At 67.5% G+C, this 23,309-nt stretch carries 24 protein-coding genes; 13 read left to right on the forward strand and 11 right to left on the reverse strand.

Annotated features, from left to right (window positions below; genetic code table 11):
• Positions 1–33 precede the first annotated feature (33 nt).
• Complete coding sequence (locus tag PSPA7_RS01900) at positions 34–732, forward strand: 2OG-Fe(II) oxygenase (protein WP_079262150.1); 699 nt, start codon at positions 34–36, stop codon at positions 730–732.
• Positions 733–747: 15 nt separating this feature from the next.
• Here PSPA7_RS01900 and PSPA7_RS01905 read toward each other — a convergent pair whose 3' ends face one another.
• Positions 748–1,302 carry a DUF6160 family protein gene (locus PSPA7_RS01905; RefSeq protein ID WP_012073932.1) on the reverse strand — a complete coding sequence of 185 codons (555 nt, stop codon included), beginning with the start codon at positions 1,300–1,302 and terminating at the stop codon, positions 748–750.
• Positions 1,303–1,566: 264 nt separating this feature from the next.
• Between PSPA7_RS01905 and PSPA7_RS01910 the strand changes: the two genes are divergently transcribed.
• Entirely contained in the window at positions 1,567–2,061 is a 495-nt protein-coding gene (locus PSPA7_RS01910) for a 2-thiouracil desulfurase family protein (RefSeq protein WP_003148633.1), read from the forward strand.
• A gap of 4 nt (positions 2,062–2,065) precedes the next feature.
• On the opposite strand, the gene PSPA7_RS01915 is transcribed toward PSPA7_RS01910, so the two are convergent.
• Together PSPA7_RS01915 and PSPA7_RS01920 are read right to left on the reverse strand one after the other, a co-directional pair.
• Positions 2,066–2,758 (reverse strand): amino acid ABC transporter permease, encoded by a 693-nt coding sequence (locus tag PSPA7_RS01915; protein WP_003148631.1) that lies wholly within the window; start codon positions 2,756–2,758, stop codon positions 2,066–2,068.
• A 73-nt stretch (positions 2,759–2,831) separates the two neighbouring features.
• Positions 2,832–3,602: a cystine ABC transporter substrate-binding protein gene (locus PSPA7_RS01920; RefSeq protein WP_012073933.1), complete on the reverse strand. Its 771-nt coding sequence runs from the start codon at positions 3,600–3,602 to the stop codon at positions 2,832–2,834.
• A 291-nt stretch (positions 3,603–3,893) separates the two neighbouring features.
• Here PSPA7_RS01920 and PSPA7_RS01925 point away from each other — a divergent pair, with 291 nt between their 5' ends.
• Positions 3,894–4,331, forward strand: a complete 438-nt coding sequence (locus PSPA7_RS01925; RefSeq protein WP_003084345.1) for a DUF4399 domain-containing protein — start codon at positions 3,894–3,896, stop codon at positions 4,329–4,331.
• 57 nt (positions 4,332–4,388) lie between these two features.
• On the opposite strand, the gene serA is transcribed toward PSPA7_RS01925, so the two are convergent.
• Positions 4,389–5,618: a phosphoglycerate dehydrogenase gene (gene serA, locus PSPA7_RS01930; protein WP_003112947.1), complete on the reverse strand. Its 1,230-nt coding sequence runs from the start codon at positions 5,616–5,618 to the stop codon at positions 4,389–4,391.
• 203 nt (positions 5,619–5,821) lie between these two features.
• On the opposite strand from serA, the gene PSPA7_RS01935 reads away from it, so the two are divergent.
• The 4 genes from PSPA7_RS01935 (at position 5,822) to carO (ending at position 9,495) form a co-directional block, all read left to right on the forward strand.
• A complete protein-coding gene (locus tag PSPA7_RS01935) occupies positions 5,822–7,216 on the forward strand; it encodes a D-2-hydroxyglutarate dehydrogenase (protein ID WP_012073934.1) in 1,395 nt (464 codons plus the stop codon).
• Positions 7,217–7,307: 91 nt separating this feature from the next.
• Positions 7,308–7,973 carry a fumarylacetoacetate hydrolase family protein gene (locus tag PSPA7_RS01940; protein ID WP_003148625.1) on the forward strand — a complete coding sequence of 222 codons (666 nt, stop codon included), beginning with the start codon at positions 7,308–7,310 and terminating at the stop codon, positions 7,971–7,973.
• A gap of 98 nt (positions 7,974–8,071) precedes the next feature.
• Positions 8,072–9,061, forward strand: a complete 990-nt coding sequence (locus PSPA7_RS01945; protein ID WP_079262151.1) for an SdiA-regulated domain-containing protein — start codon at positions 8,072–8,074, stop codon at positions 9,059–9,061.
• An 83-nt stretch (positions 9,062–9,144) separates the two neighbouring features.
• Positions 9,145–9,495, forward strand: coding sequence for a calcium-regulated protein CarO (gene carO, locus PSPA7_RS01950; RefSeq protein WP_012073936.1), 351 nt, complete (start codon positions 9,145–9,147; stop codon positions 9,493–9,495).
• Positions 9,496–9,575: 80 nt separating this feature from the next.
• Here the strand turns inward: carO and aphB are convergent, their stop codons facing one another.
• The 3 genes from aphB to PSPA7_RS31920 form a co-directional block, all read right to left on the reverse strand.
• Positions 9,576–10,610: an acetylpolyamine amidohydrolase AphB gene (gene aphB / locus PSPA7_RS01955; RefSeq protein ID WP_012073937.1), complete on the reverse strand. Its 1,035-nt coding sequence runs from the start codon at positions 10,608–10,610 to the stop codon at positions 9,576–9,578.
• Between the two features lie 15 nt (positions 10,611–10,625).
• The gene (locus PSPA7_RS01960) at positions 10,626–12,020 is read right to left on the reverse strand and encodes an APC family permease (RefSeq protein WP_012073938.1); all 1,395 of its coding nucleotides are present in this window, start codon (positions 12,018–12,020) and stop codon (positions 10,626–10,628) included.
• 81 nt (positions 12,021–12,101) lie between these two features.
• The gene (locus tag PSPA7_RS31920; RefSeq protein WP_003148617.1) at positions 12,102–12,509 is read right to left on the reverse strand and encodes a hypothetical protein; all 408 of its coding nucleotides are present in this window, start codon (positions 12,507–12,509) and stop codon (positions 12,102–12,104) included.
• A 310-nt stretch (positions 12,510–12,819) separates the two neighbouring features.
• On the opposite strand from PSPA7_RS31920, the gene carP reads away from it, so the two are divergent.
• Positions 12,820–13,785 (forward strand): calcium-regulated protein CarP, encoded by a 966-nt coding sequence (gene carP / locus PSPA7_RS01970; RefSeq protein ID WP_012073941.1) that lies wholly within the window; start codon positions 12,820–12,822, stop codon positions 13,783–13,785.
• Between the two features lie 29 nt (positions 13,786–13,814).
• Here carP and PSPA7_RS01975 read toward each other — a convergent pair whose 3' ends face one another.
• The gene (locus PSPA7_RS01975) at positions 13,815–15,758 is read right to left on the reverse strand and encodes an autotransporter outer membrane beta-barrel domain-containing protein (RefSeq protein WP_012073942.1); all 1,944 of its coding nucleotides are present in this window, start codon (positions 15,756–15,758) and stop codon (positions 13,815–13,817) included.
• Between the two features lie 290 nt (positions 15,759–16,048).
• Between PSPA7_RS01975 and PSPA7_RS32865 the strand changes: the two genes are divergently transcribed.
• Positions 16,049–16,774, forward strand: coding sequence for a CatB-related O-acetyltransferase (locus tag PSPA7_RS32865; RefSeq protein ID WP_012073943.1), 726 nt, complete (start codon positions 16,049–16,051; stop codon positions 16,772–16,774).
• A 36-nt stretch (positions 16,775–16,810) separates the two neighbouring features.
• On the opposite strand, the gene PSPA7_RS01985 is transcribed toward PSPA7_RS32865, so the two are convergent.
• On the reverse strand, positions 16,811–17,143 hold the full coding sequence (locus tag PSPA7_RS01985; RefSeq protein WP_012073944.1) for a YegP family protein: 333 nt from the start codon (positions 17,141–17,143) through the stop codon (positions 16,811–16,813).
• A 123-nt stretch (positions 17,144–17,266) separates the two neighbouring features.
• Entirely contained in the window at positions 17,267–17,938 is a 672-nt protein-coding gene (gene rpiA, locus PSPA7_RS01990; RefSeq protein WP_003148607.1) for a ribose-5-phosphate isomerase RpiA, read from the reverse strand.
• 258 nt (positions 17,939–18,196) lie between these two features.
• On the opposite strand from rpiA, the gene ilvA reads away from it, so the two are divergent.
• The 4 genes from ilvA to PSPA7_RS02010 all read left to right on the forward strand — a co-directional run bounded on the left by ilvA (position 18,197) and on the right by PSPA7_RS02010 (position 22,083).
• Positions 18,197–19,711: a threonine ammonia-lyase, biosynthetic gene (gene ilvA / locus PSPA7_RS01995; protein ID WP_012073945.1), complete on the forward strand. Its 1,515-nt coding sequence runs from the start codon at positions 18,197–18,199 to the stop codon at positions 19,709–19,711.
• Between the two features lie 118 nt (positions 19,712–19,829).
• A complete protein-coding gene (locus tag PSPA7_RS02000; protein ID WP_012073946.1) occupies positions 19,830–20,297 on the forward strand; it encodes a DUF2269 domain-containing protein in 468 nt (155 codons plus the stop codon).
• Positions 20,298–20,347: 50 nt separating this feature from the next.
• Complete coding sequence (locus tag PSPA7_RS02005; RefSeq protein ID WP_012073947.1) at positions 20,348–21,619, forward strand: SDR family oxidoreductase; 1,272 nt, start codon at positions 20,348–20,350, stop codon at positions 21,617–21,619.
• The gene (locus PSPA7_RS02010) at positions 21,616–22,083 is read left to right on the forward strand and encodes a DUF2269 family protein (protein ID WP_003157143.1); all 468 of its coding nucleotides are present in this window, start codon (positions 21,616–21,618) and stop codon (positions 22,081–22,083) included. The genes PSPA7_RS02005 and PSPA7_RS02010 overlap by 4 nt, the downstream gene beginning before the upstream one ends.
• On the opposite strand, the gene PSPA7_RS02015 is transcribed toward PSPA7_RS02010, so the two are convergent.
• Entirely contained in the window at positions 22,056–23,297 is a 1,242-nt protein-coding gene (locus tag PSPA7_RS02015; RefSeq protein WP_003157142.1) for an MFS transporter, read from the reverse strand. The two genes, PSPA7_RS02010 and PSPA7_RS02015, sit on opposite strands and share 28 nt — an antisense overlap.
• Between the last annotated feature and the right edge of the window lie 12 nt (positions 23,298–23,309).

A 23,309-nucleotide genomic window follows, 5' to 3' on the forward strand; every position in this document is an offset into this window, starting at 1 on the left:
GGCGAAAGCCTCGTCGTTCGGGTGGTGCCGTCCATGGGGCGCTATTGTCGACATGCAGCGGACCGCTTGTCGAGACACTCGGGCGGCACGCTAGAATGGACGATGCACATCAACGTCGATCATCCACTCCTGCAGCGCATCGTCGATGAACTGGTCGACCAGGGCTGGTCGCACCAGAGCGTCTTCATGCCTGAGCGTCTGACCACCAGACTGGCCGAAGAGTGCCGCAGCCGCGCCTGCGCCGGCGAACTGACCCCGGCGGCGATCGGCCGCGGCGACGGCCAGGTGATCCGCGAAGGTATCCGCGGCGACCTCACGCAATGGCTGGAGCCCGCTGAATCCGCGGCCTGCGACGAATACCTGGGGGTGATGGACAGTCTCCGGCAGGCACTCAACGCCTCGCTGTTCCTCGGTCTCGAGGACTTCGAGTGTCATTTCGCGCTGTATCCGCCGGGCGCCTACTACCAGAAACATGTCGACCGCTTCCGCGACGATGACGCGCGCACCGTTTCCGCCGTCCTCTACCTCAACGACGCCTGGCTGCCCGAGCATGGCGGCGCGCTACGCCTGCACCTGCCGGGGCGGCAGCTGGATATCCAGCCGACGGGCGGTAGCCTGGTGGTGTTCATGTCCGCCGGCACCGAGCACGAAGTCCTGCCGGCCAGCCGTGACCGGTTGTCCCTGACCGGCTGGTTCCGCCGGCGCGACGAGTCGCCCCTGCTGTTGCCCTGAGCCTGGGGCGGCGCCTCAGTGCCCCCGGACCTTGAGCGTGCCGCGCAGGTCGGTGATGTCGCGCAGTTCGAGGCGGCCGATCGAGTTCTCGCCGATGTGCAGGTCGCTGGCCACCCGCAGGCGGATGCGTTGTGCCGGCAGGCCGCTGGCGATCAGTTGGTCGTTGATGGTGGCGAGGTCCGGCAGGCTGATCGCCAGTTGCTGCCTGCCGCCGCTGCCGGTGGTCACGTCCAGTGCCAGGGTCGGCTGCTCGACGCCGAAGATCGGCAGGCTCAGGCCGAGCTGGGCGGCGCCCAGCGGGATGTTGCCGCCGCGCCCGTCCGGGCAGTCGCCGGCTTTCGCGCAGCCGTTGTCGATCACCAGGTTGCGCAGCGACAGGCTGCCGCCGTCGTCCACCCAGGCGACCCTGGCCGCGCCGGCGCGCAGGTCCAGGCGCAGGTTGATCCCGGCCTGGCCGGTGACCTGGCTGAGGCTGTGGTTGTCCAGGGCCTCCATGGCGGCCTGGCTGGCGCCGCTGGCCAGCAGGGCGGAGGTCAGGAGGTACGGCAGGAGCGAGCGGGTGGGGAACATGGTCGGCGGATCCTTCGCGGTTGCGCGGGAGGCCAGTCTGCGCGGGCCCGCGGCGGTTCGCCATGGGCCGCCGGCAGTTCTATCCTAAGGATCGGCAAAAAACCGCCAGGCCCCGCCAGCCGTGACCTGGAACGTTACCCGGGAGTCTGGCTCCGGTTCGCTCGAGGGAGTGTCTCCCCGGGTTCTTCCAGGGACTGTTACCGGGCGTGACCATCGCTGGGCGCCGGGCTACTCTGTGTGCCTGTCAAAGGGGGTGGAGCATTCATGCAGAAGGTTCTGGTCAGCCGTTGCCTGCTGGGCCACTTGGTGCGCTACGACGGTGGCAGCCACGGCCCGTTCGACCTGCTCTCGCGCTGGCAGGCGCAGGGGCGGATCGTCGCGCTTTGCCCGGAAGTCGCCGGTGGCCTGCCGACGCCCCGCCCGCCGGCGGAAATCCCCGGCGGCCAGGGCGGCGAAGTGCTGGACCGGCTGAACCAGGTGCTCACCGTCGACGGCGAGGATGTCAGCGAGGCATTCCTGCTCGGCGCCGAGGTCGCCGTGCAACTGGTCCGCCGTCACGACATCCGCATGGCCGTGCTCAAGGCGCGCAGCCCTTCCTGCGGCAACCTGGAGAACTACGACGGCCGCTTCAACGGCAGCCGGATCGCCGGCGAGGGCGTCACCGCCGCCGCCCTCAAGCGCATGGGCGTGCTGGTCTTCAACGAGGACGAACTGGATCGCGCGGCGGTCTGCCTGGCCGGTCTCGACGCCGGCGGCTGAGCGCTCAGCGCCGCAGCGGCGCGGTCAGGCGGTTTTCCAGGGCCTTCTGCACGCGCTCGAAGAGTGCCGAGAGCAGCCAGTAGATCCCGGCGGCGGCTAGGTACAGCGGCAGTGGCTGGAAGGTCTCGGCGATGACCTCCTTGGTCGCCAGCATCAGCTCGGTCACCGTGATCACCGAGATCAGCGAGGTGTCCTTGATCAGGCTGATCAGGCTGTTCGACAGGCTCGGCACCGCCAGGCGCAGGGCCTGCGGGGTGATGATGTTCCACAGGGTCTGGCCCCAGGTGAGGCCGACCGACAGCCCGGCTTCCCACTGCCCCTTGTCGATGCCGAGGATCGCTCCGCGCATGGATTCGGAGAGGTAGGCTGCGACGTTCAGGGTCAGCGCCAGGATGCCCGCGGTGACCGGGGTGAACTCGATGCCGACGCTCGGCAGGCCGTAGTACAGGACGAAGATCTGCACCAGCAGCGGCGTACCGCGGAAGGCGCTGACGTACACCGCGGCGATCTGCGACACCAGCGGTACCTTGGTAACCCGGACCACGGCGACGCTGAAGCCGAGTACCAGCCCCAGCACCATCGATACCGCGGCGAACAGCACGGTATACATCGCACCCTGGAGCAGGAAGGGCCAGGCCATCCCGAGCAGCTCGACCAGGTTGGCCAGCCATTCGAGCAGTTTCTGCAGCGAATTCATTCAACACTCCATCGACAAACACGACGACCGCGCCCCGGAAGCGCGGCCGCTTCCCGCCCGTTCGGGCGGGGATTCACTTCGGCGGCTGGCTGACGTCCAGGCCGAACCATTTTTCCGACAGCCTGGCGAAGCGGCCGTCGGCCTTGAGTTTTTCCAGCGCCGCGTCCAGCGCTTCGCCGAACTTCGGATTGTTCTTCCGGTAGGGAATCGCCATGTTCGCCACCGGTCCCACCGCCGCGCCGGGCTTGACCGGCAGCCTGGCCTCGCGGATGGCGAACGGGATCAGCAGGCGGTCGTTGAGCGCCGCGTCGATGCGCTTGCTGGCCAGGTCCTGCAGGTACTCCGGGGCGCCCGGATAGGTGCGCACGTTGACCCCGGCCACCGACTTCGCCAGATCAGCGTAGTTGGTGCCCTGGCCGACGCCGAGCTTGAGGCCCTTGAGGTCTTCCAGCGACTTGAACTGGCGGGTCTCGTCGGCGCGCACGATCAGTTGGGCGCTGGAGATGGTGTACGGCGCGCTGAAGTCGAAGACCTTGCGCCGCTGCTCGTTGACCGAGACCTGGTTCAGGGCGATGTCGTACTTGCCGCTCTGCAGGCCGGCGAGGATGCCGCTCCATTCGGTGGTGACGAATTCCGGCCTGACCTTCAGCTCGGCCGCCAGCAGTTCGCCCAGTTCGGTCTCGAAGCCGGTGAGCTTGCCACCCTGTTTGAAGTTGAACGGTGGATAGGTGCCTTCCAGAGCGATGCGCAGGGCGCCGCGCTGGTGGACATCGTCGAGCAGTTCGGCGTGGGCCAGCGGAGCGGCCAGGGAAACCAGCATCAGCAGGCGGGGCAGAAATCGCATGTAGTACTCCTCGGGTGGGAATGAACGTCGGTCGGGCCTATGCTGTTCGTTCAGCTTAGCCGGGCCCGCGTCCTGGACAATCGCGAACCTACTGGGTTGCATGCGGTCTTTCCAGAGGTTGCGGGCTTTGGCCCGGATTATGTGCGCAAGCGCCGCTCTACGACGGGCTTCGCAACGAAAATCGCTGTGCCAGCGATGCCTTTCCCTGATGCGAAAGGCACGGAAAGTGCCGGGGAAATTCCGTCCAGTGGCGTTTCCCGGTGCTAACGGAAGTGAAAACAGGAGACTCCCATGAGAGTGACATTGCCTTGCCTCGGTCTAGCCGCCCTGATGTTCGGCGCATCCGCCAGCCTGATGGCTGCCGACCTGCCCCGCACGAAGGCACCCGAAGGGGCGAAAGTGTATTTCATCACGCCGGCCGATGGTGCAACCGTCGACAAGACCTTCACCGTGAAGTTCGGCCTGAAGGGCATGGGCGTGGCGCCGGCCGGCGTCGACATGCCGGATACCGGACACCACCACCTGCTGGTGGACCTCAAGGAGCAGCCGGCGATGAACCTGCCGCTGCCGATGACCGACAACATCCGTCATTTCGGCAAGGGCCAGACCGAAACCGAGATCACCCTGCCGCCGGGCAAGCACACCCTGCAACTGCTGGTGGGCGACAAGAACCACGTGCCGCTGGAGCCGACCGTGGAGTCGGAGAAGATCACCGTTACCGTCAAGTGACGGAAACGAAAAAAGGAGGCCGCTGGGCCTCCTTTTTCCTTTCCGCCGGACGCTGCCTTAGAACAGCACGCGGCTACGGATGGTGCCGTTGACCTGCTGGAGTTTCTCCAGGGCCAGGTCCGAGTACTCGGCATCGACGTCGATCACCACGTAGCCGACCTTCTCGTTGGTTTGCAGGTACTGGCCGGAAACGTTGATGCCGTTGTCGGCGAAGACCTTGTTGATCTCGCTCATCACGCCGGGGATGTTGGCATGGATGTGCAGCAGGCGGTGCTTGCCCGGGTGCGACGGCAGGGCCACTTCGGGGAAGTTGACCGAGGACACCGAGGTGCCGTTGTCGCTGTACTTGACCAGCTTCTCCGCCACTTCCAGGCCGATGTTGGCCTGTGCCTCGGCGGTGGAGCCGCCGATGTGCGGGGTCAGGATCACCCGGTCCAGGCCGCGCAGCGGGCTGGCGAATTCCTCGTCGTTGGATTTCGGCTCGACCGGGAACACGTCGATGGCGGCGCCGATCAGGTGCTCGTCCTTGATCGCGGCGGCCAGGTGGTCCAGCTCGACCACGGTGCCGCGCGCGGCGTTGATCAGGATGCCGCCCTTCTTCATCGCGCGGATTTCCTTCTCGCCGATCATCCACTGGGTGGAAGGCAGCTCGGGGACGTGCAGTGAGACGATGTCGGACATGCCCAGCAGTTCGTGCAGGCTGCCGATCTGCACGGCGTTGCCCAGCGGCAGCTTGGTCACCGTGTCGTAGAAGAACACCTGCATGCCCAGGGCCTCGGCGAGCACCGAGAGTTGGGTGCCGATCGAGCCGTAGCCGACGATACCGAGCTTCTTGCCGCGGATCTCGAAGGAGTTCGCCGCGCTCTTGATCCAGCCGCCGCGATGGCAGGAGGCGTTCTTTTCCGGGATGCCGCGCAGCAGCAGGATCGCTTCGGCCAGCACCAGCTCAGCCACAGAGCGGGTGTTCGAGTAGGGCGCGTTGAACACGGCGATGCCGCGTTCGCGGGCGGCGTTGAGGTCGACCTGGTTGGTGCCGATGCAGAAGCAGCCGACCGCGATCAGTTTCTTCGCGCAGTCGAAGACCTCTTCGGTCAGCTGGGTGCGGGAGCGAATGCCGATGAAGTGCGCGTCGGCGATCCTTTCCTTCAGCTCGTCGCCGGAAAGCGCGGTCTTGAGGTACTCGATGTTGGTGTAGCCGGCGGCCTTCAGCGTGTCCACGGCGTTCTGGTGGACACCTTCGAGAAGAAGGAACTTGATCTTGCTCTTGTCGAGAGAGGTCTTGCTCATCTGCGTAAACCTGTTGTCCCGGAGGAAGTGGCTGGAAAGCGAACTGCGCGAAGCGGGTCCGGCCGGCGCTGGCCGGCTCCCGCGAGTCGGCGCCCGGAGGCACTAAGCGCGGGGGGCGTATGCTAGCATGTTCTCCCTTTTCCTTGCCCGGTTGCGACCTGAGTTGTTCTCAGGACGACCATGAACCATTTGAGAGTTCCCGAATGACCCGCGAAGCCCTGATCGAATCGCTCAAGCCCCTGGTCGAGCCTGGCAAGCTGCTCGACGACGCCGCCTCCCTGGACGCCTACGGCAAGGACTGGACCAAGCATTTCGCCCCGGCGCCGCTGGCCATCGTGTTCCCCAAGAGCGTCGAGCAGGTCCAGGCGATCGTCCGCTGGGCCAACCAGCACAAGGTCGGTCTGGTCCCGTCGGGCGGGCGTACCGGGCTCTCCGCCGCGGCGGTGGCGGCCAACGGCGAGGTCGTGGTGGCCTTCGACTACATGAACCGGATCCTCGACTTCAACGCCTTCGACCGCACCGTGGTCTGCCAGCCGGGGGTGGTGACCAAGCAGTTGCAGACCTTCGCCGAGGAAAACGGCCTGTACTACCCGGTTGACTTCGCTTCCTCCGGTTCCAGCCAGATCGGCGGCAATATCGGCACCAATGCCGGCGGGATCAAGGTCATTCGCTACGGCATGACCCGCAACTGGGTGGCCGGCCTGAAGGTCGTGACCGGCAAGGGCGACCTGCTGGAGCTGAACAAGGACCTGATCAAGAATGCCACCGGCTACGACATGCGCCAGCTGTTCATCGGTGCCGAAGGCACCCTGGGCTTCGTGGTCGAGGCGACCATGCGCCTGGAGCGCACGCCGAAGAACCTCACCGCGATGGTCCTCGGCGCGCCCGACTTCGACTCGATCATGCCGGTGCTGCACGCCTTCCAGAGCAAGCTCGACCTGACCGCCTTCGAATTCTTCTCCGACAAGGCCCTGGCCAAGGTCCTGGCCCGTGGCGACGTACCGCGCGCGTTCGAGACCGACTGTCCGTTCTACGCCCTGCTGGAGTTCGAGGCGACCACCGAGGAGGTCGCCAACGAGGCGCTGGCCACCTTCGAGCACTGCGTCGAGCAGGGCTGGGTGCTGGACGGGGTGATGAGCCAGAGCGAGCAGCAGTTGCAGAACCTGTGGAAGCTGCGCGAATACATCTCGGAGACCATCTCCCACTGGACGCCGTACAAGAACGATATCTCGGTCACGGTTTCCCGGGTGCCGGCCTTCCTCAAGGACATCGACGCCATCGTCGAGGCCAACTACCCGGACTTCGAGGTGGTGTGGTTCGGCCACATCGGCGACGGCAACCTGCACCTGAACATCCTCAAGCCGGAAAACCTCGGCAAGGACGAGTTCTTCGCCAAGTGCGCGACCGTCAACAAATGGGTGTTCGAGACCGTCGAGAAGTACAACGGCTCGATTTCCGCCGAGCACGGCGTGGGCATGACCAAGCGCGACTACTTGACCTACACCCGCTCGGAAACCGAAATTGCCTACATGAAGGCGCTCAAGGCGGTGTTCGACCCCAACGGGATCATGAACCCCGGCAAGCTCTTCGCCGAGTAACAGGTTTCGCAACGCAGAGGGCCGGTCATCCGGCCCTTCTCGTCTGTGGCGGATGTCACGGACGCCTTCCCACCCGTTCAGGAGTCGGTACATGAGTTACCAGCATCACTATATCGACGGCACCCCCATCCACTTTTCCCTGGGCAAGCTGGTCTGCGTCGGGCGCAACTACGCCGAACATGCCAGGGAGCTGAACAACCCGGTGCCCAGCGAGCCGCTGCTGTTCATCAAGCCCGGCTCCTGCGTGGTGCCGGTGGGCGGTGGGTTGAGCCTGCCGCAGGCGCGTGGTTCGGTGCACTACGAGGCGGAAATCGCCGTGCTGATCGGCAAGCCGCTGTCGCGCAAGCCGAATCGCGAAGAGGTCCTGGACGCGATCTCCGGCTATGCGCCGGCGCTGGACCTGACCCTGCGCGAAGTCCAGGCGAAGCTGAAGGAGAAGGGCCTGCCCTGGGAGCTGGCGAAGAGCTTCGATGGCGCTGGCGTGCTGGCGCCGTTCGTCAATGCCGACCAGTTCCCCGACCCGACCGACATCGGCATCCGCCTGACCATCAACGGCGAGGTGCGCCAGGACGGCAACAGCCGCGACATGCTCAATCCGATCGTGCCGCTGATCCAGCATATCGCCGGGCATTTCTCGCTGCAGGCCGGCGACGTGGTGCTGACCGGCACGCCGTCCGGGGTCGGGCCGCTGCACAGCGGCGACGAACTGGTCCTCGAGTTGCCGGGCGCCAGCCGCTTCGAGACCCGCGTGCTCTGAGACGAACCGGCCGCCGATGGGCGGCCGGCTGTTCCCGGGCGGCATCGGAAGCGACTGTCGGTCGGCTGGCCGGGACTCCGATTGACAGGGCGGGGCCAATGCCCTTTCATGGCGACGCTCATGAAAACACCTGGCCAAAAAGTCGAGCCTCGCCCATGTCCCTTGCCTCCAAGCTTCCCCGTTTCCGCTGGCTGCTGCTGGCGTTCGTCGCGCTCGTCGGCGTGGTACTGACCGTCATCATGCACTGGGACGATCGCGCCGGCCTGTGGTGGAAGGAGAGCCAGGCCAGCCAGCAGCTGCGCGACGAGAGCATCTGGTTGCCGGGCTACCGGGTGGTGATCGACGCCAAGCCGTTGCAGGGCCTGGAAGAGGAAGAAACCTCGGACCTGGCCTACAACCCGGCGACCAGAACCCTGTTCACCGTCACCGGCAAGCGTCCTCTGCTGGTGGAACTGTCGCTCACCGGCGACGTGCTGCGCACCATCCCGCTGCTCGGCCTGAGCAATCCCGAAGGCGTGGCGGTGCTGGAGAACGGCAACGTCGCGGTGACCGACGAGCGCCGCAATACCCTGACCATCTTCCACGTCGACCCGCAGACCGCCGAGCTGAGCACCAAGAGCCTGGCCGAATTCCCGCTGGGCAACCTCGGCAAGAAGAACAAGGGCTTCGAGGGCATCGCCTGGGATCGGCGCCAGCAGCGCCTGCTGCTGAGCAAGGAGCGCGATCCGATGACCCTGTTCAGCTGGAAGAGCGACGGTGGCCCGCGCCTGAGCGGGGCGATGACCGCGCTGCCGAGCGACGACCTGTACATGCGCAATGTCTCGGCGCTCAGCGTCGACCCGCGCACCGGGCACACCCTGGTGCTGTCGGCAGAGTCGCACCTGCTGCTGGAGTTGGACGAGAAGGGCGAGCCGGTCAGCTTCATCAGCCTGCTTGGCGGCTTCAACGGCCTGGACAGCAGGATCCCGCGCGCCGAAGGGGTGGCCATCGACGACGACGGCACCATCTACATGGTCAGCGAGCCGAACCTGTTCTACGTGTTCCGCAAGAAGAGCGGCGAGCGCCTGGCCACCAGCGATGCCGATTAAGCTTCGCTTAAGCGCCGATTAAGCCTGGTTTCAGCAAGGCCTCGTAGCCTGGACCCATCGAAACCAAACACGAGGCGTTACCCATGAAACTTCGTCACCTGCCCCTGATCGCCGCCATCGGCCTGTTCTCCACCGTCACCCTGGCCGCCGGCTACACCGGCCCGGGCGCCACGCCGACCACCACCACGGTGAAAGCCGCGCTGGAAGCCGCCGACGACACCCCGGTGGTCCTGCAGGGCACCATCGTCAAGCGCATCAAGGGCGACATCTACGAGTTCCGCGATGCCACCGGCAGCATGAAGGTCGAGATCGACGACGAAGACTTCCCGCCGATGGAAATCAACGACAAGACCCAGGTCAAGCTGACCGGCGAAGTCGACCGCGACCTGGTCGGCCGCGAGATCGACGTCGAGTTCGTCGAAGTGATCAAGTAAGACCCTGAATCGAAACGGCCCGCCTCTCTTCCGGGAGGCGGGTCGTTTCGCGTTCCGACCGGGCGAAGTTGCGGGTGGGCTTACCGGTGAACCCCTTCGAAACCCTGTAACACATTCACCGCGTTGATGCCGATCTCTTCCACCGCGTAGCCACCTTCCATCACGAACAGCGTGGCCAGGCCGAGCTTGCCGATCGCCTCGCCCATCCGCAGGTAGTCCGGGCTGTCCAGCCTGAACTGGGAGATCGGGTCCTCCTTGAAGGTATCCACCCCCAGGGAAACCACCAGCACGTCCGGTGCGTACGCCTGGATCTGGCGGATCGCCGCCTGCAACGCCAGGCTCCAGGTCGCCCAGTCGCTGCCGGACGCCAGCGGGTAGTTGCAGTTGTAGCCCTCGCCGACACCCTTGCCCTTCTCGTCGGCGTAGCCGAGGAAGTAGGGGTACTCGAAGCGCGGGTCGCCGTGGATCGAAGTGAACAGCACATCGGCGCGGTCGTAGAAGATGTCCTGGGTGCCGTTGCCGTGGTGATAGTCGACGTCGAGGATCGCCACCCGCCCGGCGCCCCGGTCGAGGAAGGCCTGGGCGGCGATGGCGGCGTTGTTGAGGAAGCAGTAGCCGCCCATGTAGTCGGCGGCGGCGTGATGGCCTGGCGGGCGACAGAGCGAAAATACCGAGCGAGCGCCGCCGGCGAGTTCGGACTGGCCGCTGAGGGCGACGTTGGCCGAACTGGTGATCGCCTGCCAGGTGCCGGCGGTGATCGGCGCGCCGGCGTCGAAGGAGTAGTAGCCGAGGCGACCGTCGATGTTGTCCGGCTCCGTCTGCCGCAGGCGCCGGGTCGGCCAGGCGATCGGCAGCATGTCGTGGCTGCGGCCGCTGGCCAGCCAGTCCTGCCAGGCGTTCTGCAGGAAGCGCACGAAACCTTCGCTGTGCACCCGGCGGATCGGCTCCAGGCCGAAGTCGCGTGGCGCGCGGACATCGCCGAGACCGACCGCCCTGATCCGGTCGAGGACCATGTCGGCGCGGCTGGGCTTTTCGAAGCAGGGGGTGAACTGGCCGCCGATCAGTTCGTGGCGGCCGTGATGCAGGCGATGGTCGTCGCTGTAGATCGTCAGCATGTCGGGATCCCGGGCTCAGTTCTGTTCGGAGAAGGTCACGCTCGGTGCCTTGCGGCGGAAGCCGCCGGTATGGAACGCCAGGTAGGCGAGGCCGGCGGCGAACCAGGCCAGGCCGATCACCAGGGTCAGCGCCGAGAGGCTGGTCCACAGCCACAGGGTCAGGCCCAGGCCGATGGCCGGCACCAGACCGTAGCGCAGCAGGTCGCGCGGGGCGCGGCGGCCGTCGAGCAGCAGGTAGCTGCGGATCACCGCCAGGTTCACCGCCGAGAACGCTACCAGCGCGCCGAAGCTGATCATCGAGGCCAGGGTGGTGAGGTCGATCACCACCGCCAGCAGGGAAATCAGCGAAACCACCAAGATCGCGATCACCGGTGTCTGGAAACGCTCCGAAAGACCGCCGAACACCCGTCGCGGCAGGATGCCGTCGCGGCCCATGCTGTAGAGGATGCGCGACACCGAGGCCTGCGAGGCCAGCGCCGAGCCGGCGGCGCCGGCGACGTAGGCGGCGGTGAAGAAGCTGGCGAGGAACTGGCCGCCGGCCGCCAGCATCACCTCGTTGGCCGCCGATTCGGCGTCCTGGAATACGCTGCCGGGGAACACCAGTTGGCTGAAGACGGCCAGCACGGTGAACAGCAGGCCGGCGCCGACCGTGGTGATGACGATGGCGCGCGGAATGTCGCGCTGCGGGTCGCGGGTCTCCTCGGCCAGGGTGGAAACCGCGTCGAAGCCGAGGAACGACAGGCACAGCACCGCCGCGCCGGCCATCAGCGGGGTGAAGCCCGGCTGGCTGCCGTCGCCGACGAAGGGCAGGGAGAAGTCCAGCGAGGGAATGCCGGCCAGGTGCTTGATCGCCATGGCGATGAACACCAGTGCGAAGACGAACTGGGCGCCGACGATCACGTTGCTCATCCCGGCCACCGAGCTGATGCCGATCACGTTGAGCAGGGTGACCAGGGCGATCGCCGCGAGCACGAAGACCCAGGCCGGCACCATCGGGAAGGCGATATTGAGGAACAGGCCGATGAGCAGGTAGTTGATCATTGGCAGGAACAGGTAGTCGAGCAGCAGCGACCAGCCAGCGAGGAAGCCGACGCAAGGGCCGAAGCTGAGGCTGGTATAGGAATAGGCTGAGCCGGCTATGGGGTACTTCCTCACCATGAAACTGTAGGAAAAGGCGGTGAAGAGCATCGCCGCCAGGGTGATCAGGTAGGCGCCGGCGGTGCGCCCGCCGGTCATCTCGGTGACCACTCCATAGGTGGTGAACATGGTCAGCGGGACCATGTAGACCAGCCCGAAGAACACCAGGGCGGGCAGCCCGAGGATGCGCCGCAGGCCGGTGCCCTGGGCGCTGTGGACGTACTCGGGGCGCTTGCCGCCGATGAGGATGCCGTTGTTGCGTTCGCTGGCCATGCTCCGCTCCTCGCGAAAATGCCGTATCGATCCCGCAGGCGGCCGCGCGGGCGGGCCGCTCCTGCGCCGGTTGGGGACGCGCTAGGGAAGAACCGCCGGGGTTTCCGTCGGGTCGCTGGAAAGGGCAGTGGTGAAGAGCCGGGGCGCGGCGTGCGTGGGCACGGCCGTTCGGGGTGTGATCGTGTTCATGGCGGTCTCAGGAAGCGTTCTTGTTGGATTTATCGCTCGCGCTGGCGAGGTTCCCTTGGGCACTGTCGGCACCATTTCCGCGGCGCCGAGCGTCGTTCGGGGAAGGACGCGGTTCGACTCTAGCAATCCGGTTTCGCCGGTGAGAACCCTGTAGACGGTCAAAAAGGGATCGAAGTGGCCAAGCTGGATGGCCGGCCAGCGCTGACGGGAAAGCGCCGCATCGAGCATCTCTTCAGCCTGGTCCAGACCTTGCCGCAGCGCCAGGGCTTTCAGGCCTTGGCCAGGAGCAGCGGATTCCATGCAGTCAGGCAGTTGTCATTGCGAGGATTTGCGGTTTCTGCGGCCCGCTTCACCTGCTGCGGTTCGATAATGACCGGGACGCCGCGGCTGCAGAACGATGGAGGTGGCCAAAGGATCGAACAGGCCAGTCTGCTGGCGGTGAGGAAGACGGTGGCGGCCTTTCTCATCATCTCTTTCGGACAGAAAACTCGGACCCGTCCGAGTGATCCGGTCGGCTGGCGGACTTTAAGCTTGGCTTCAGCCTGGAACCGTAGTTTGCGTACGAAAGGTCGGGCGCAGCCCGTTTCCATACAGCCCCAGGCTCTATGCTATGAATATCCACGCCCGAACTCCCGAGCCGTTCTCCATGTCCCGAGCCTTCACGCCTCGCCGTCTGCTGCTGGCCGTCCTGCTGGTCGCGCTGGCCGCGCTGGCCCTTCTCGGCCAGAACTTCCGGGTCTTCGACCGGGCCTGGTTCGCCGTCCAGGAATGGCGTCACGCCGATGCCTGGAAGGAGCGGTCGATCTGGCTGCCGGACTACCGCGTGCGGGTCGAGGCGCAGCCCATCGAGGGCCTGAGCGACGACGTGTCCGCGCTGACCTTCGATCCCGACCGGCGCACCCTGTTCACCGTGACCAACCAGCCAGCGCAGATCATCGAGCTGTCCCTGCAGGGCAAGGTGCTGCGGACCATCCCGCTGACCGGCTTCGGCGACGCCGAGGCCATCGAGTACATCAGCCGCGGCGTCTACGTGATCACCGACGAGCGCGAGCAGCGCCTGGTCAAGGTACGCCTGGAGGACGACACCCGTTTCATCGACGCTGCCGACGCCCAGCAGCTTTCGCTGGGGATCGGCCTCAACGGCAACAAGGGTTTCGAGGGGCTGGCCTACGACGCCGAGGGCAAGCGCCTGTTCGTCGCCAAGGAGCGCGACCCGGTGCGCATCTACGAGATCCACGGTTTCCCCCACACCCAGGCGGACAAGCCGTTCGCCGTGCACGTGGTGGACGACCCCGGGCGCGACCGGCGCCTGTTCGTCCGCGACCTGTCCAGCCTGCAGTTCGACGAGGGCACCGGGCACCTGCTGGCGCTGTCCGACGAGTCGCGCCTGGTGGTCGAGCTGGACACCGACGGCGAGCCGGTCAGCACCCTGTCGCTGCTGCGCGGCATGCACGGCCTGAAGCGCAGCGTGCCGCAGGCCGAGGGTGTGGCGATGGACGACCGCGGCGTGCTCTACCTGGTCAGCGAGCCGAACCTGTTCTACGTGTTCAGCAAGGACGAGCCGGCGCAGCCCTGAGGCGGCCGGCGACCGTCCCGCCGGCCTGCTCAGAACTGCCAGTTCACCCCGAGCGAATAGCCCGCCTGGTTGCCTTCGCTGTGGGCGAAGCGGCTGTTGGCTTCGGCGAAGATCCCGAGCTGCTCGGTGATCGCCAACTGCGCGCCGAACTGGGCGCGGCCGAAGTCCTTGTCCACGTCGCCCATGTCGGCGACCCGGATCCGCCCGTCGCCGCGGCTGGTCAGATCGATATCGTCCAGCCGACCGTCGGCCAGCTCGCGTACCCAGCGCAGGCTGGCGTAGGGTTGCAGGCGCATCCTCGCGCCCAGCGCCAGCTCGCCGCGCAGGCGCCAGCCGAGGCTGGCCTCCAGCGAGTCGTAGTCCTGCTTCTCATAGCCGAGCGCGGTGCGCAGGGCCTCGTCCTCGCGGAAGTCGTCGATGCGGTAGCGCATGTAGTCGAGGCCGGCCAGCGGCCCGCTCCGCAGTTCGCCGAAGCTGAAGTCATAGCCGCCTTCCAGCCGCGCGCCCCAGGACCAGGCCGAGGTGTCGCCGGAGAGGCGCTGGTCGAGTAGCACCGGGCCCCCGGCGGCCTGCAGGTAGACCGGGCGCTTGCTGTCGTAGCGGGTATGCCCGAGGTTCAGCTCGCCGGCCAGCCATTGCGGACCGCCGTCGTGGTACAGGCCGAACAGGCCGAGCTGCCAGGTGTCGCCCTCGATGCGCCCGCCATGGTCCAGCTTGTCGCGGCTGCGCTGGAAGGCCAGGCTGGCGCCGAGGGTCAGGGCCTCGCTGTAGCGGTAGTCGCCGAGCAGGTGCACGCCGGCGCGCCTGGACTCGGGATCGCCGGGCATGTCGAAGCCGCTGTCCGGCGAGACCTCGCCCTCCGCGCCCACTTCGCCGTCGAAGCTGCCCACCGGTCGGCTGCTGCCGAGCAGCGTCAGCCAGCGCCGGTCGTGCAGGCGGGTCAGCGCCTGGTGCTGGCGTTGCAGTTGGTCTTCCATCTGCCGTGCCAGGGCGCCGCCGGAGGCGGTGGAGGCGAGCAGGTCGGCGTTGGTCAGCTCCAGCACCAGGCGTGTCAGCAGGCGGGAGAAGTCGCGCATGCGCTGGTCGATGCGTTCCTGGCCGAAGGCGCCGGTCAGCACTTCCTTGTTGTCCTCGGCCGGGTCGTGCCAGGTGGAGCCGCCGGGAATCGCCGGGTTGTCGGTCTGCTCGTAGCCGTCCAGGTCGCCCAGTTCCCAGTTGGTCGCCTCGATGAACAACACCGGGATGTCCATCCCGTTGAAGCTTTCGCCGTCGCTGCAGCAGCCGGTACCCGCCGGGTATTCGGCGTTCAGGCCGGGGTTGGTGAACAACGGGATGTCCAGCTCGCGGGCGATGCGCAGGATCTGTTCGCGGTAGGCGCCGAGGGCCGGGTTGGCCACGCTGTTGGAGCCGGCATGGGCGTACATCCTGTCGCCGGTGACCAGGCTGTCGAGGTTGATCATCCCCAGCAGGTTGGCGCGCTGGCTGGCGTCGAGGGACTCGACGTAGGCGCGCGAGCCACGCAGGCCTTCCTCCTCGGCGCCGAAACCGACCACCTCCAGGCCGTTCTCCAGGGCGATGCCGCCGAGGTTGCGGGCGATCTCGGTGAGCACCGCGGCGCCCGAGGCGTTATCGTCCAGGCCCTGCAGGGTCGGGCGGCCGTAGTAGGTGTCGTAGTGCGCGCCGAGCACCAGGACCTTGCCGCTGCTGCCGGGCGCCGAGGCGATGACGTTCTGCGAACTGCGGTTGCCGGCCCAGGTGAAGTCCTGGCGGCTGGTCTGGTAGCCGAAGCCCAGGCGCGACTGCATCAGCTCGGTGGCGCCGGCGAAGCTGGCGGTGCCGCGGTAGCGGCCGGGATAGTCGGTGATCAGGCGCTCCAGGGTCTCCCCGGCATACTCCCCATACTGGTAGGCGTTGGCGCCCGATGACAGCGCAGCACATCCCAGGCTTACAGCGACAGCTAATGGTTTGAACACGGCACTTTCCTCTGTGTCGGTACGATGGTGCATCGAATGATGCTCGCGCCGCGCAAAGCAGGATGCGGACCGTTTCATGTCCCGCATGGCTGAATTGACGCCTGGTCGACCTGCGGTGTCGCCAGGTTGTAAGAAGCCCTCCCATCGGACGCGCGGCAACGCTCCGCGTCGTCTGCAGTGTTACCCGCGCGAGGTGCGAGATGGGGCGTGACTTCCCGTTTCGGGGCTTGGTAACCGCGAGAGGGCGATTTACAGTGCTTGCCCTGTCGTGCCGCCCTGGAACCCGTCCGATGAACATCTTCCGCGAAGCCCTGCTCAACCGCCGCCTGAGGAAGGCCCTGGCCCGGCACGGCTGCCGCATGGCCAGCGGGGTCGAGACGCTGCGCGACGGCACGCTGGTGACGCTGGAGCCGAACGTGAAGCTGGGCAAGGCGAAGATCTACTCGCCGGCGCTGGAGATCGGCGCCTACACCGATGTGGTCAGCGGCTGCGAATTCATGGAGGTGGCCAGCATCGGCCGCTTCTGCTCGATCGCCGCCGGGGTGGTGATCGGCCAGCCGCGCCGGTCGCATCCGATGCACTGGCTGAGCACCCATGCCTTCACCGCCAACCCGAAGCTGTTGCGCAAGCCGTTGCAGCCCGAGCGCGAAGCGACCCCGGCGCGCATCGGGCACGATGTGTGGATCGGTCGCGATGCGCTGATCCTCGATGGGGTGGAGATCGGCACCGGGGCGGTGGTCGGCGCGCAATCGCTGGTCAACCGCGACGTGCCACCCTACGCGGTGGTGGCCGGGTCGCCGGCGCGGGTGATCCGCTATCGATTCGAGCCGGAGCTGATCGAACGGCTGCTGGCCAGCCGCTGGTGGGAATTGCCGCTGGACCTGCTCGGCGAATTGCCGCTGGACGATCCGCGGGCCTGCGTCGAGGCGCTGGAGCGCCAGCCGCCGAAGGCGCGGCAGGAGACCCGGCGCCTGCGCATCCGGCACAAGCCGTTCGCCATCGAATGGCTGGACTGAGGCCAGCCGCCGCCGTCGCCGACGGCGGCCGGAGAATCAGCTCTCGTCGCTGAGGCCGGCTTCCGGCGCCGCGCGCTTGACCGACTGCACGCCGGCTTCGGCGTTGGCCTGGCTGGCATACAGCTGGCTCTGGCCGACGACCTGGCCGTTGGTGGCCTTGAGCACGAAGTGGAACTTGCCGTTGCTGGCCGGCTTGACCTCGAAGGCGCCGTCGCGCTGGGCGTTCTTGCGCACCGAGTCGATGCCGTTGAGCGCCGAGTCCTTGGCCTTGTACAGCTCGCTGGTGAGGATGATCTCGCCGTTGGCGGCATGCAGGTTGAAGTGGAACTGGCCGTCTTTCGCTTTCTTCAGGTGGAATTTGGCTGCCATGTCTAGCTCCTTGTTCACGGAATGAGGCGGATCGCAACGGACCAGCCGTCTGCTGAGACACAGCGTAGCCGCTTTTGTTGCAGTGTCGCCCCGAGCCGGTGATCGGCGCGGGGCATGAGGGACTCAGGCCTTGAGGGTCTGCACGCCGTCGGCGGTGCCGAGCAGCAGCAGGTCGGCCGGGCGGGCGGCGAACAGGCCGTTGGTGACCACGCCGACGATGGCGTTGATCTTCTCTTCCAGTTCCACCGGGCTGTCGATGCGCAGGTTGTGCACGTCGAGGATGATATTGCCGTTGTCGGTCAGCACGCCTTCGCGGTAGACCGGGTCGCCGCCGAGCTTCACCAGTTGGCGGGCGACGTGGCTGCGGGCCATCGGGATGACTTCCACCGGCAGCGGGAACTGGCCGAGGATGGGCACCAGCTTGCTGGCGTCGGCGATGCAGATGAAGGTCCTGGCCACCGCGGCGACGATCTTCTCGCGGGTCAGCGCGGCGCCGCCGCCCTTGATCAGCTCCAGGCGCTCGTTGCTCTCGTCGGCGCCATCGACGTAGAACTCCAGCTCGCTGACCGTGTTCAGTTCGTAGACCGGGATGCCATGCTCCTTCAGGCGTTTGGCGGTGGCCTCCGAGCTGGCCACGGCGCCGTCGAACTCGGCCTTGTGACGGGCCAGGGCATCGATGAAGAAGTTCGCGGTGGAGCCTGTGCCGACGCCGACGATGCTCTTGCTGTCGAGGTGCGGAAGAATGTGGTCGACGGCGGCCTGTGCCACTGCCTGCTTGAGCTGATCCTGGTTCATCCCGGGTGCCTGTCTGGTTGCCTGGCCGGCCGTCCCGGCGGCGCAGGCGGAGGGTGCGCGCGGCCGGGGCGGCCCGGCGGGTTTCCGGCACGTCCTGTGCCGCTGCGATACGAAGGGACGAATTATAGCGGCCTGGCGGCCTCCGGTCTTGCTCCGGATGACCGGCAGTCGCGGCGTTTTCCTGCGGCGCGCCGGTAGTCCGCCCGGCGGGCCTGGAGTAGACTCCGGGCTTCCGTGAAGTCCGCCGAACCGCCTCCGATGCTCGAACAATACGTCAAGAAGATCCTCACCTCGCGCGTCTACGACGTCGCGGTGGAAACGCCCCTGCAACCCGCCCGCCAGTTGTCCGAACGCCTCGGCAACCAGGTCCTGCTCAAGCGCGAGGACCTGCAGCCGGTGTTTTCCTTCAAGATCCGCGGCGCCTACAACAAGGTCGCGCAGCTCACCGAGGAGGAGAAGGCCCGCGGGGTGATCGCCGCCTCGGCCGGCAACCACGCCCAGGGCCTGGCCCTGGCGGCCAAGCGGCAGGGGATCAGGGCGGTTATCGTGATGCCCAAGACCACCCCCGAGATCAAGGTCCAGGCGGTGCGCGCCCACGGCGCCAAGGCGGTGCTGCACGGCGACGCCTTCCCCGAGGCGCTGGCCCACGCGTTGAAGCTGGTCGATGAAAAGGGCTATACCTTCGTCCACCCCTACGACGATCCGGACACCATCGCCGGCCAGGGCACCGTGGCCATGGAGATCCTCCGCCAGCAGCCCGGCCGCCTCGACGCGATCTTCGTCCCGGTCGGCGGTGGCGGGCTGGTCGCCGGCATCGCCGCCTACGTCAAGTACCTGCGTCCGGAGATCAAGGTGATCGGCGTCGAGCCGGACGAGTCGAACTGCCTGCAGGCGGCCATGGCCGCCGGCGAGCGGGTGGTGCTGGGTCAGGTCGGGCTGTTCGCCGACGGGGTGGCGGTGGCGCAGATCGGCCAGCACACCTTCGACATCTGCAAGGACCACGTCGACGAGGTGATCACCGTCAGTACCGACGAGATCTGTGCGGCGATCAAGGACATCTACGACGACACCCGCTCGATCACCGAACCGGCCGGCGCGCTGGCGGTGGCCGGGATCAAGAAGTACGTCGAGCGCGAGCGCGCCGAGGGCCAGACCCTGGTGGCGATCGACTCCGGCGCCAACGTCAATTTCGACCGCCTGCGCCACGTCGCCGAGCGCGCCGAGCTGGGCGAGCGCCGCGAGGCGATCATCGCGGTGACCATTCCCGAGCGGCCGGGCAGCTTCAAGGCCTTCTGCGAGGCGGTCGGCAAGCGCCAGATCACCGAGTTCAACTACCGCTATCACAGCGGCAGCGAGGCGCACATCTTCGTCGGCGTGCAGACCCATCCGGAAAACGACCCGCGCGAGGCGCTGGTGGCCTACCTGCGCGAGAAAGGTTTCCCGGTCCTCGACCTGACCGACAACGAGCTGGCCAAGCTGCACATCCGCCACATGGTCGGCGGCCACGCGGTGAAGGTCAGCGACGAGATGGTGTTCCGCTTCGAATTCCCCGAGCGGCCCGGCGCGCTGTTCAACTTCCTCACCAAGCTCGGTGGGCGCTGGAACATCTCGATGTTCCACTACCGCAACCACGGCGCTGCCGACGGCCGGGTGGTGGCCGGGCTGCAAGTGCCGGAGGACGAGCGCCAGTTGATCCCGCAGACCCTCGAAGCGATCGGCTATCCCTACTGGGACGAGACCGACAACCCGGCCTACCAGCTGTTCCTCGGCTGACCCGCGGCGGCTCGCCGACGCGGGCTGCTAAGCTTCACCGGCAGGTGTTTCCCTCTTCGGGAACTGAGCCCGCCCCCGGCCCCTCAAACGGGCCGGGAACACGGACAAGGATGCGCTGATGGAACATTTTCTCCAGATCAAGATTCTCCACGGGGTCGCCACCGTGCTGCTGTTCGGCGGCCTGCTCGGCCTGGCGTTCTACGCCTGGCGCAGCTGGCGCTCGGCCGACGCGGCGCGGATCGCCCGCGGCTTCCGGCGGATCCGCCTGATCGGCTGGCCGCTGCTGGGTCTCAGCCTGCTGGCCCTGCCGGTCAGCGGCTGGTGGCTGGTGCACCTGGCCGGATGGCCGCTGGGCCAGAGCTGGCTGCTGTTCGGCGCCTGCCTCTATCTGCTCGGCTGCATTTTCTGGCTGCTCCTCGCCGGCCGCCTGGCGCGGGTCCAGCACCAGGCCGGCGCCGCCGAGACGGCAGGGGCCGCGCTGGGCGAGCAGACCCTGCGCGAGATCAAGGTGGGCCTGGTCATGGCCCTGCTCGGTGCGGCCAGCTTCATCGCGGTGGCGGTACTGATGGTCAGCAAGCCGCTCTGAAACGCCAACGAAATGGACTTCACCGGCCTTCGCCGGTTCTGTAGGAACGCATGCGTATTCTGCTGGTAGGCGCGGGAGGTTTCGTCGGGCGGCACCTGCTCCCGGCGCTGCTCGCCGCCGGACACGAACTGCTCCTCACCGCGCGCCGCCCGCCGGCCGATGCGCCTGCCGGCGCACGCTGGCTGGCGCTCGACCTGGAGCGGCTTGCGGAAAGGCCGGACAGCTTCGCCTGGCCCGCCGGGGTCGACCTGCTGGTCAACGCCGCCGGCGTCATGAGCCTGGACGAGGCGAGCATGGCGCGGGTCCAGGATAGTGGCGCGCGGGCACTCTTCGATCTCGCTGCCGGCCATGGGGCCAAGATCCTGCAGATTTCCGCGCTGGGTGCCGGCGAGCACCCGGATGTGCCCTTTCTCGCCAGCAAGGCGGCGGCCGACCGCCACCTGCTGGGGCTGGGCATTGCGGCGCTGGTGCTGCGCCCGTCCCTGTTGCTGGGACCGGGCGGCGCCAGCAGCGCCTGGCTGGAGCGCCTGTCGCCGCTGCCGCTGATTCCCTTGCTGGATAATCGCGCGCGGCTGCAGCCGCTGCATGTCGATGACCTGGTCGGCGCGGTGCTGGCGCTGTTGCGCGACTGGCCGGAGCGCGCACAGGTGATTCCGCTGGTGGGGCCGCAGGCATTGACCCAGGGCGAGCTGCTCGACCGGCTGCGCCGGGCCCAGGGCTGGCCGCGCGGACGCTACCTGGTGCCGCCCGCGGCGCTGCTGGATGCGCTCGGCGGGCTCGGCCGGCGCCTCGGCTGGCGGGTCCTGAGCCCGCCGATGCTGAAGCTGGTGCGCCAGGACAACCTGGCCGACCCGGCGATTCTCCAGGCCGCCTGCGGCTACCGCTGCGCGCCGCTGTCCAGCCGCCTGCTCGGCTGGCCGCAGGCGCAGAACGCCCTGGCGAGCCTGCTGCGACCTCTGATGCTGGCGGCGCTGGTGCTGATCTGGCTGGGCACCCTGGTCGCCTGTCTCGGCCCGGGGTATGCCTGGGGCCTGAGCATCCTCGGCGAGGCCGGCATCCACGGCTGGCCGGCGAGCCTGGCGGTGATCGCCGGGGCCCTGCTCGATGGCGCGCTCGGCGTCGGCCTGCTGCTCCGTCGCTGGCGCCGGCGCGCGCTGCTGGCGCAGTTCTGGCTGATGCTCGGCTACAGCCTGGTGATCAGCCTGATCCTGCCGCACTACTGGTACGACCCCTACATGGCGGTCGGCAAGAACCTCGTGCTGATGGTGGCCACGCTCTGGCTGCTGGGCGGCGAACCTCGAGCCAAGGAGGCCCGCGGATGAACCTCTACCTGCTGCTGAAGACCCTGCATATCCTTTCCTCGACCATCCTCTTCGGCACCGGCCTCGGCTCGGCCTACTACGCCCTGCGTGCCTGGCGCAGCGGGCAGTTGCCGGTGATCGCGGTGACCTTCCGCCACCTGGTCACCGCCGACTGGCTGTTCATCGCCACCACCGCCGTGTTCCAGCCGCTCAGCGGCCTGGCCATGGTGCATGTCGCCGGCTGGCCGCTGACCCAGGGCTGGTTGCTGTGGAGTCTGGGCCTCTACGTATTCGCCGGGCTCTGCTGGCTGCCGGTGGTGTGGTTGCAGATCCGCGTGCGCGACATGGCCGAGTCGGCCCTGCGCGAGGCGCGACCGATCGAGCCGCTGGCGCATCGCTACATGCGCGCCTGGTTCATCCTCGGCTGGCCGGCCTTCATCGCCTTCATGGCGATCTTCTACCTGATGGTCAACAAGCCGGTCTGAGGATTCGTTCGACGCAGCCAGAGCAGCGCCAGCAGCAGGAACGCCAGCGAGCCGCCCCAGTACAGCCAGGCGAAGCCGCCGGGCCGCTCCAGTAGGAGGAAGGCCAGCGCCGGGCCGAGCGCGGCGCCGAGGTCCTGGACGATGGAGTAGCGGGTCATGAAGCCGACCACGTCGCCGGCACGGGCGACGTCGGCGGCCAGGGCGTCGGTCAGGGTGGTGAGGGCGGTGGCGACCAGCATCACCAGCAGCGCGAGGGCCAGCCAGGCGAGGATCGGCAGCGCGGTGGAGAGCAGGCCGAAGCCCAGCGCTCCGGCCAGCAGCGCGGCCACGTAGTAGCCCTGGCGCCCGCGCGGGCCGTCCGACCAGGCACCGAAGCGCCCGGCCAGCCAGGGCTCCCAGGACCAGCGCAGGGCCTGGATGATCCCGGAGAGACCGGCGGCGCTGAGCGCCAGGCCGAGCAGGCTGACCTCCGTGCCGAAGCTGCGGGCGATCAGCGCGCTCAGGGTGGCGGCGAGCACGCCCTGGATCAGGAGCGCGGTACCGAAGCCGCTGAGGATCACCAGGCCGCGCGGCGGCGGGAGCCTGGCGACGCTGGTGGATGCCGTTGCGGCGGGGGGCCGCGCATGTCCGGCGGGATTCTCCGGCAGGACGAAACCCTTCGCCAGCAGCGGCAGGCCGAGCAGCGCCAGGATCGCGAAGGACAGCGCCAGCGCCGGCAGGCCGAGGACCGGCACCAGCAGCCCGCCGAGCAGCATGCCGACCAGGCTGCCCAGGCGGTAGAGGCCGTTGTACAGGCCCATGGCACGGCCGCGCTGGTGGTCGGCGGCGCAGTAGACCACCGCCGAGAGCCCGCCGATGCGGAAGAACGACCAGCCGATCCCCCATAGCCCGCGCAGCAGTACCCAGGCCAGGAACCCGCTGGCCAGGCCGTAGCCGGCGGTGCTCAGCACGCCGATGACGACCGCCAGGAGCAGCCCGGTCTTCAGCGCCAGATGCTTGTACAAGCGGCCGATCAGCGGATTGAAGGGCAGGCGGATCAGGCGGTTGATCGACAGCAGCACGCCGACCTGCCAGAGCGCCTCCAGGCCAACCTCGCGCCAGTAGATCGGCAGGGCGATGTAGAGCATCGAATCGCCGGCCAGGCATAGCGCGGTGACCAGGGCGACGATCACGACCGGCCGCAGCGAGCCGGGAGCGGGGGCGGTGTGGGGCATCCTGGGTCCGCC

The organism is Pseudomonas paraeruginosa PA7 (assembly GCF_000017205.1).
Taxonomy (GTDB): domain Bacteria; phylum Pseudomonadota; class Gammaproteobacteria; order Pseudomonadales; family Pseudomonadaceae; genus Pseudomonas; species Pseudomonas paraeruginosa.

Coding starts and splice junctions, on each gene's coding strand:
- PSPA7_RS01900 (WP_079262150.1), top strand. CDS start 34: ATGGGGCGCTATTGTCGACATGCAGCGGACCGCTTGTCGAGACACTCG.
- PSPA7_RS01905 (WP_012073932.1), bottom strand. CDS start 1,302: ATGTTCCCCACCCGCTCGCTCCTGCCGTACCTCCTGACCTCCGCCCTG.
- PSPA7_RS01910 (WP_003148633.1), top strand. CDS start 1,567: ATGCAGAAGGTTCTGGTCAGCCGTTGCCTGCTGGGCCACTTGGTGCGC.
- PSPA7_RS01915 (WP_003148631.1), bottom strand. CDS start 2,758: ATGAATTCGCTGCAGAAACTGCTCGAATGGCTGGCCAACCTGGTCGAG.
- PSPA7_RS01920 (WP_012073933.1), bottom strand. CDS start 3,602: ATGCGATTTCTGCCCCGCCTGCTGATGCTGGTTTCCCTGGCCGCTCCG.
- PSPA7_RS01925 (WP_003084345.1), top strand. CDS start 3,894: ATGAGAGTGACATTGCCTTGCCTCGGTCTAGCCGCCCTGATGTTCGGC.
- serA (WP_003112947.1), bottom strand. CDS start 5,618: ATGAGCAAGACCTCTCTCGACAAGAGCAAGATCAAGTTCCTTCTTCTC.
- PSPA7_RS01935 (WP_012073934.1), top strand. CDS start 5,822: ATGACCCGCGAAGCCCTGATCGAATCGCTCAAGCCCCTGGTCGAGCCT.
- PSPA7_RS01940 (WP_003148625.1), top strand. CDS start 7,308: ATGAGTTACCAGCATCACTATATCGACGGCACCCCCATCCACTTTTCC.
- PSPA7_RS01945 (WP_079262151.1), top strand. CDS start 8,072: ATGCCCTTTCATGGCGACGCTCATGAAAACACCTGGCCAAAAAGTCGA.
- carO (WP_012073936.1), top strand. CDS start 9,145: ATGAAACTTCGTCACCTGCCCCTGATCGCCGCCATCGGCCTGTTCTCC.
- aphB (WP_012073937.1), bottom strand. CDS start 10,610: ATGCTGACGATCTACAGCGACGACCATCGCCTGCATCACGGCCGCCAC.
- PSPA7_RS01960 (WP_012073938.1), bottom strand. CDS start 12,020: ATGGCCAGCGAACGCAACAACGGCATCCTCATCGGCGGCAAGCGCCCC.
- PSPA7_RS31920 (WP_003148617.1), bottom strand. CDS start 12,509: ATGGAATCCGCTGCTCCTGGCCAAGGCCTGAAAGCCCTGGCGCTGCGG.
- carP (WP_012073941.1), top strand. CDS start 12,820: ATGAATATCCACGCCCGAACTCCCGAGCCGTTCTCCATGTCCCGAGCC.
- PSPA7_RS32865 (WP_012073943.1), top strand. CDS start 16,049: ATGAACATCTTCCGCGAAGCCCTGCTCAACCGCCGCCTGAGGAAGGCC.
- PSPA7_RS01985 (WP_012073944.1), bottom strand. CDS start 17,143: ATGGCAGCCAAATTCCACCTGAAGAAAGCGAAAGACGGCCAGTTCCAC.
- rpiA (WP_003148607.1), bottom strand. CDS start 17,938: ATGAACCAGGATCAGCTCAAGCAGGCAGTGGCACAGGCCGCCGTCGAC.
- ilvA (WP_012073945.1), top strand. CDS start 18,197: ATGCTCGAACAATACGTCAAGAAGATCCTCACCTCGCGCGTCTACGAC.
- PSPA7_RS02000 (WP_012073946.1), top strand. CDS start 19,830: ATGGAACATTTTCTCCAGATCAAGATTCTCCACGGGGTCGCCACCGTG.
- PSPA7_RS02005 (WP_012073947.1), top strand. CDS start 20,348: ATGCGTATTCTGCTGGTAGGCGCGGGAGGTTTCGTCGGGCGGCACCTG.
- PSPA7_RS02010 (WP_003157143.1), top strand. CDS start 21,616: ATGAACCTCTACCTGCTGCTGAAGACCCTGCATATCCTTTCCTCGACC.
- PSPA7_RS02015 (WP_003157142.1), bottom strand. CDS start 23,297: ATGCCCCACACCGCCCCCGCTCCCGGCTCGCTGCGGCCGGTCGTGATC.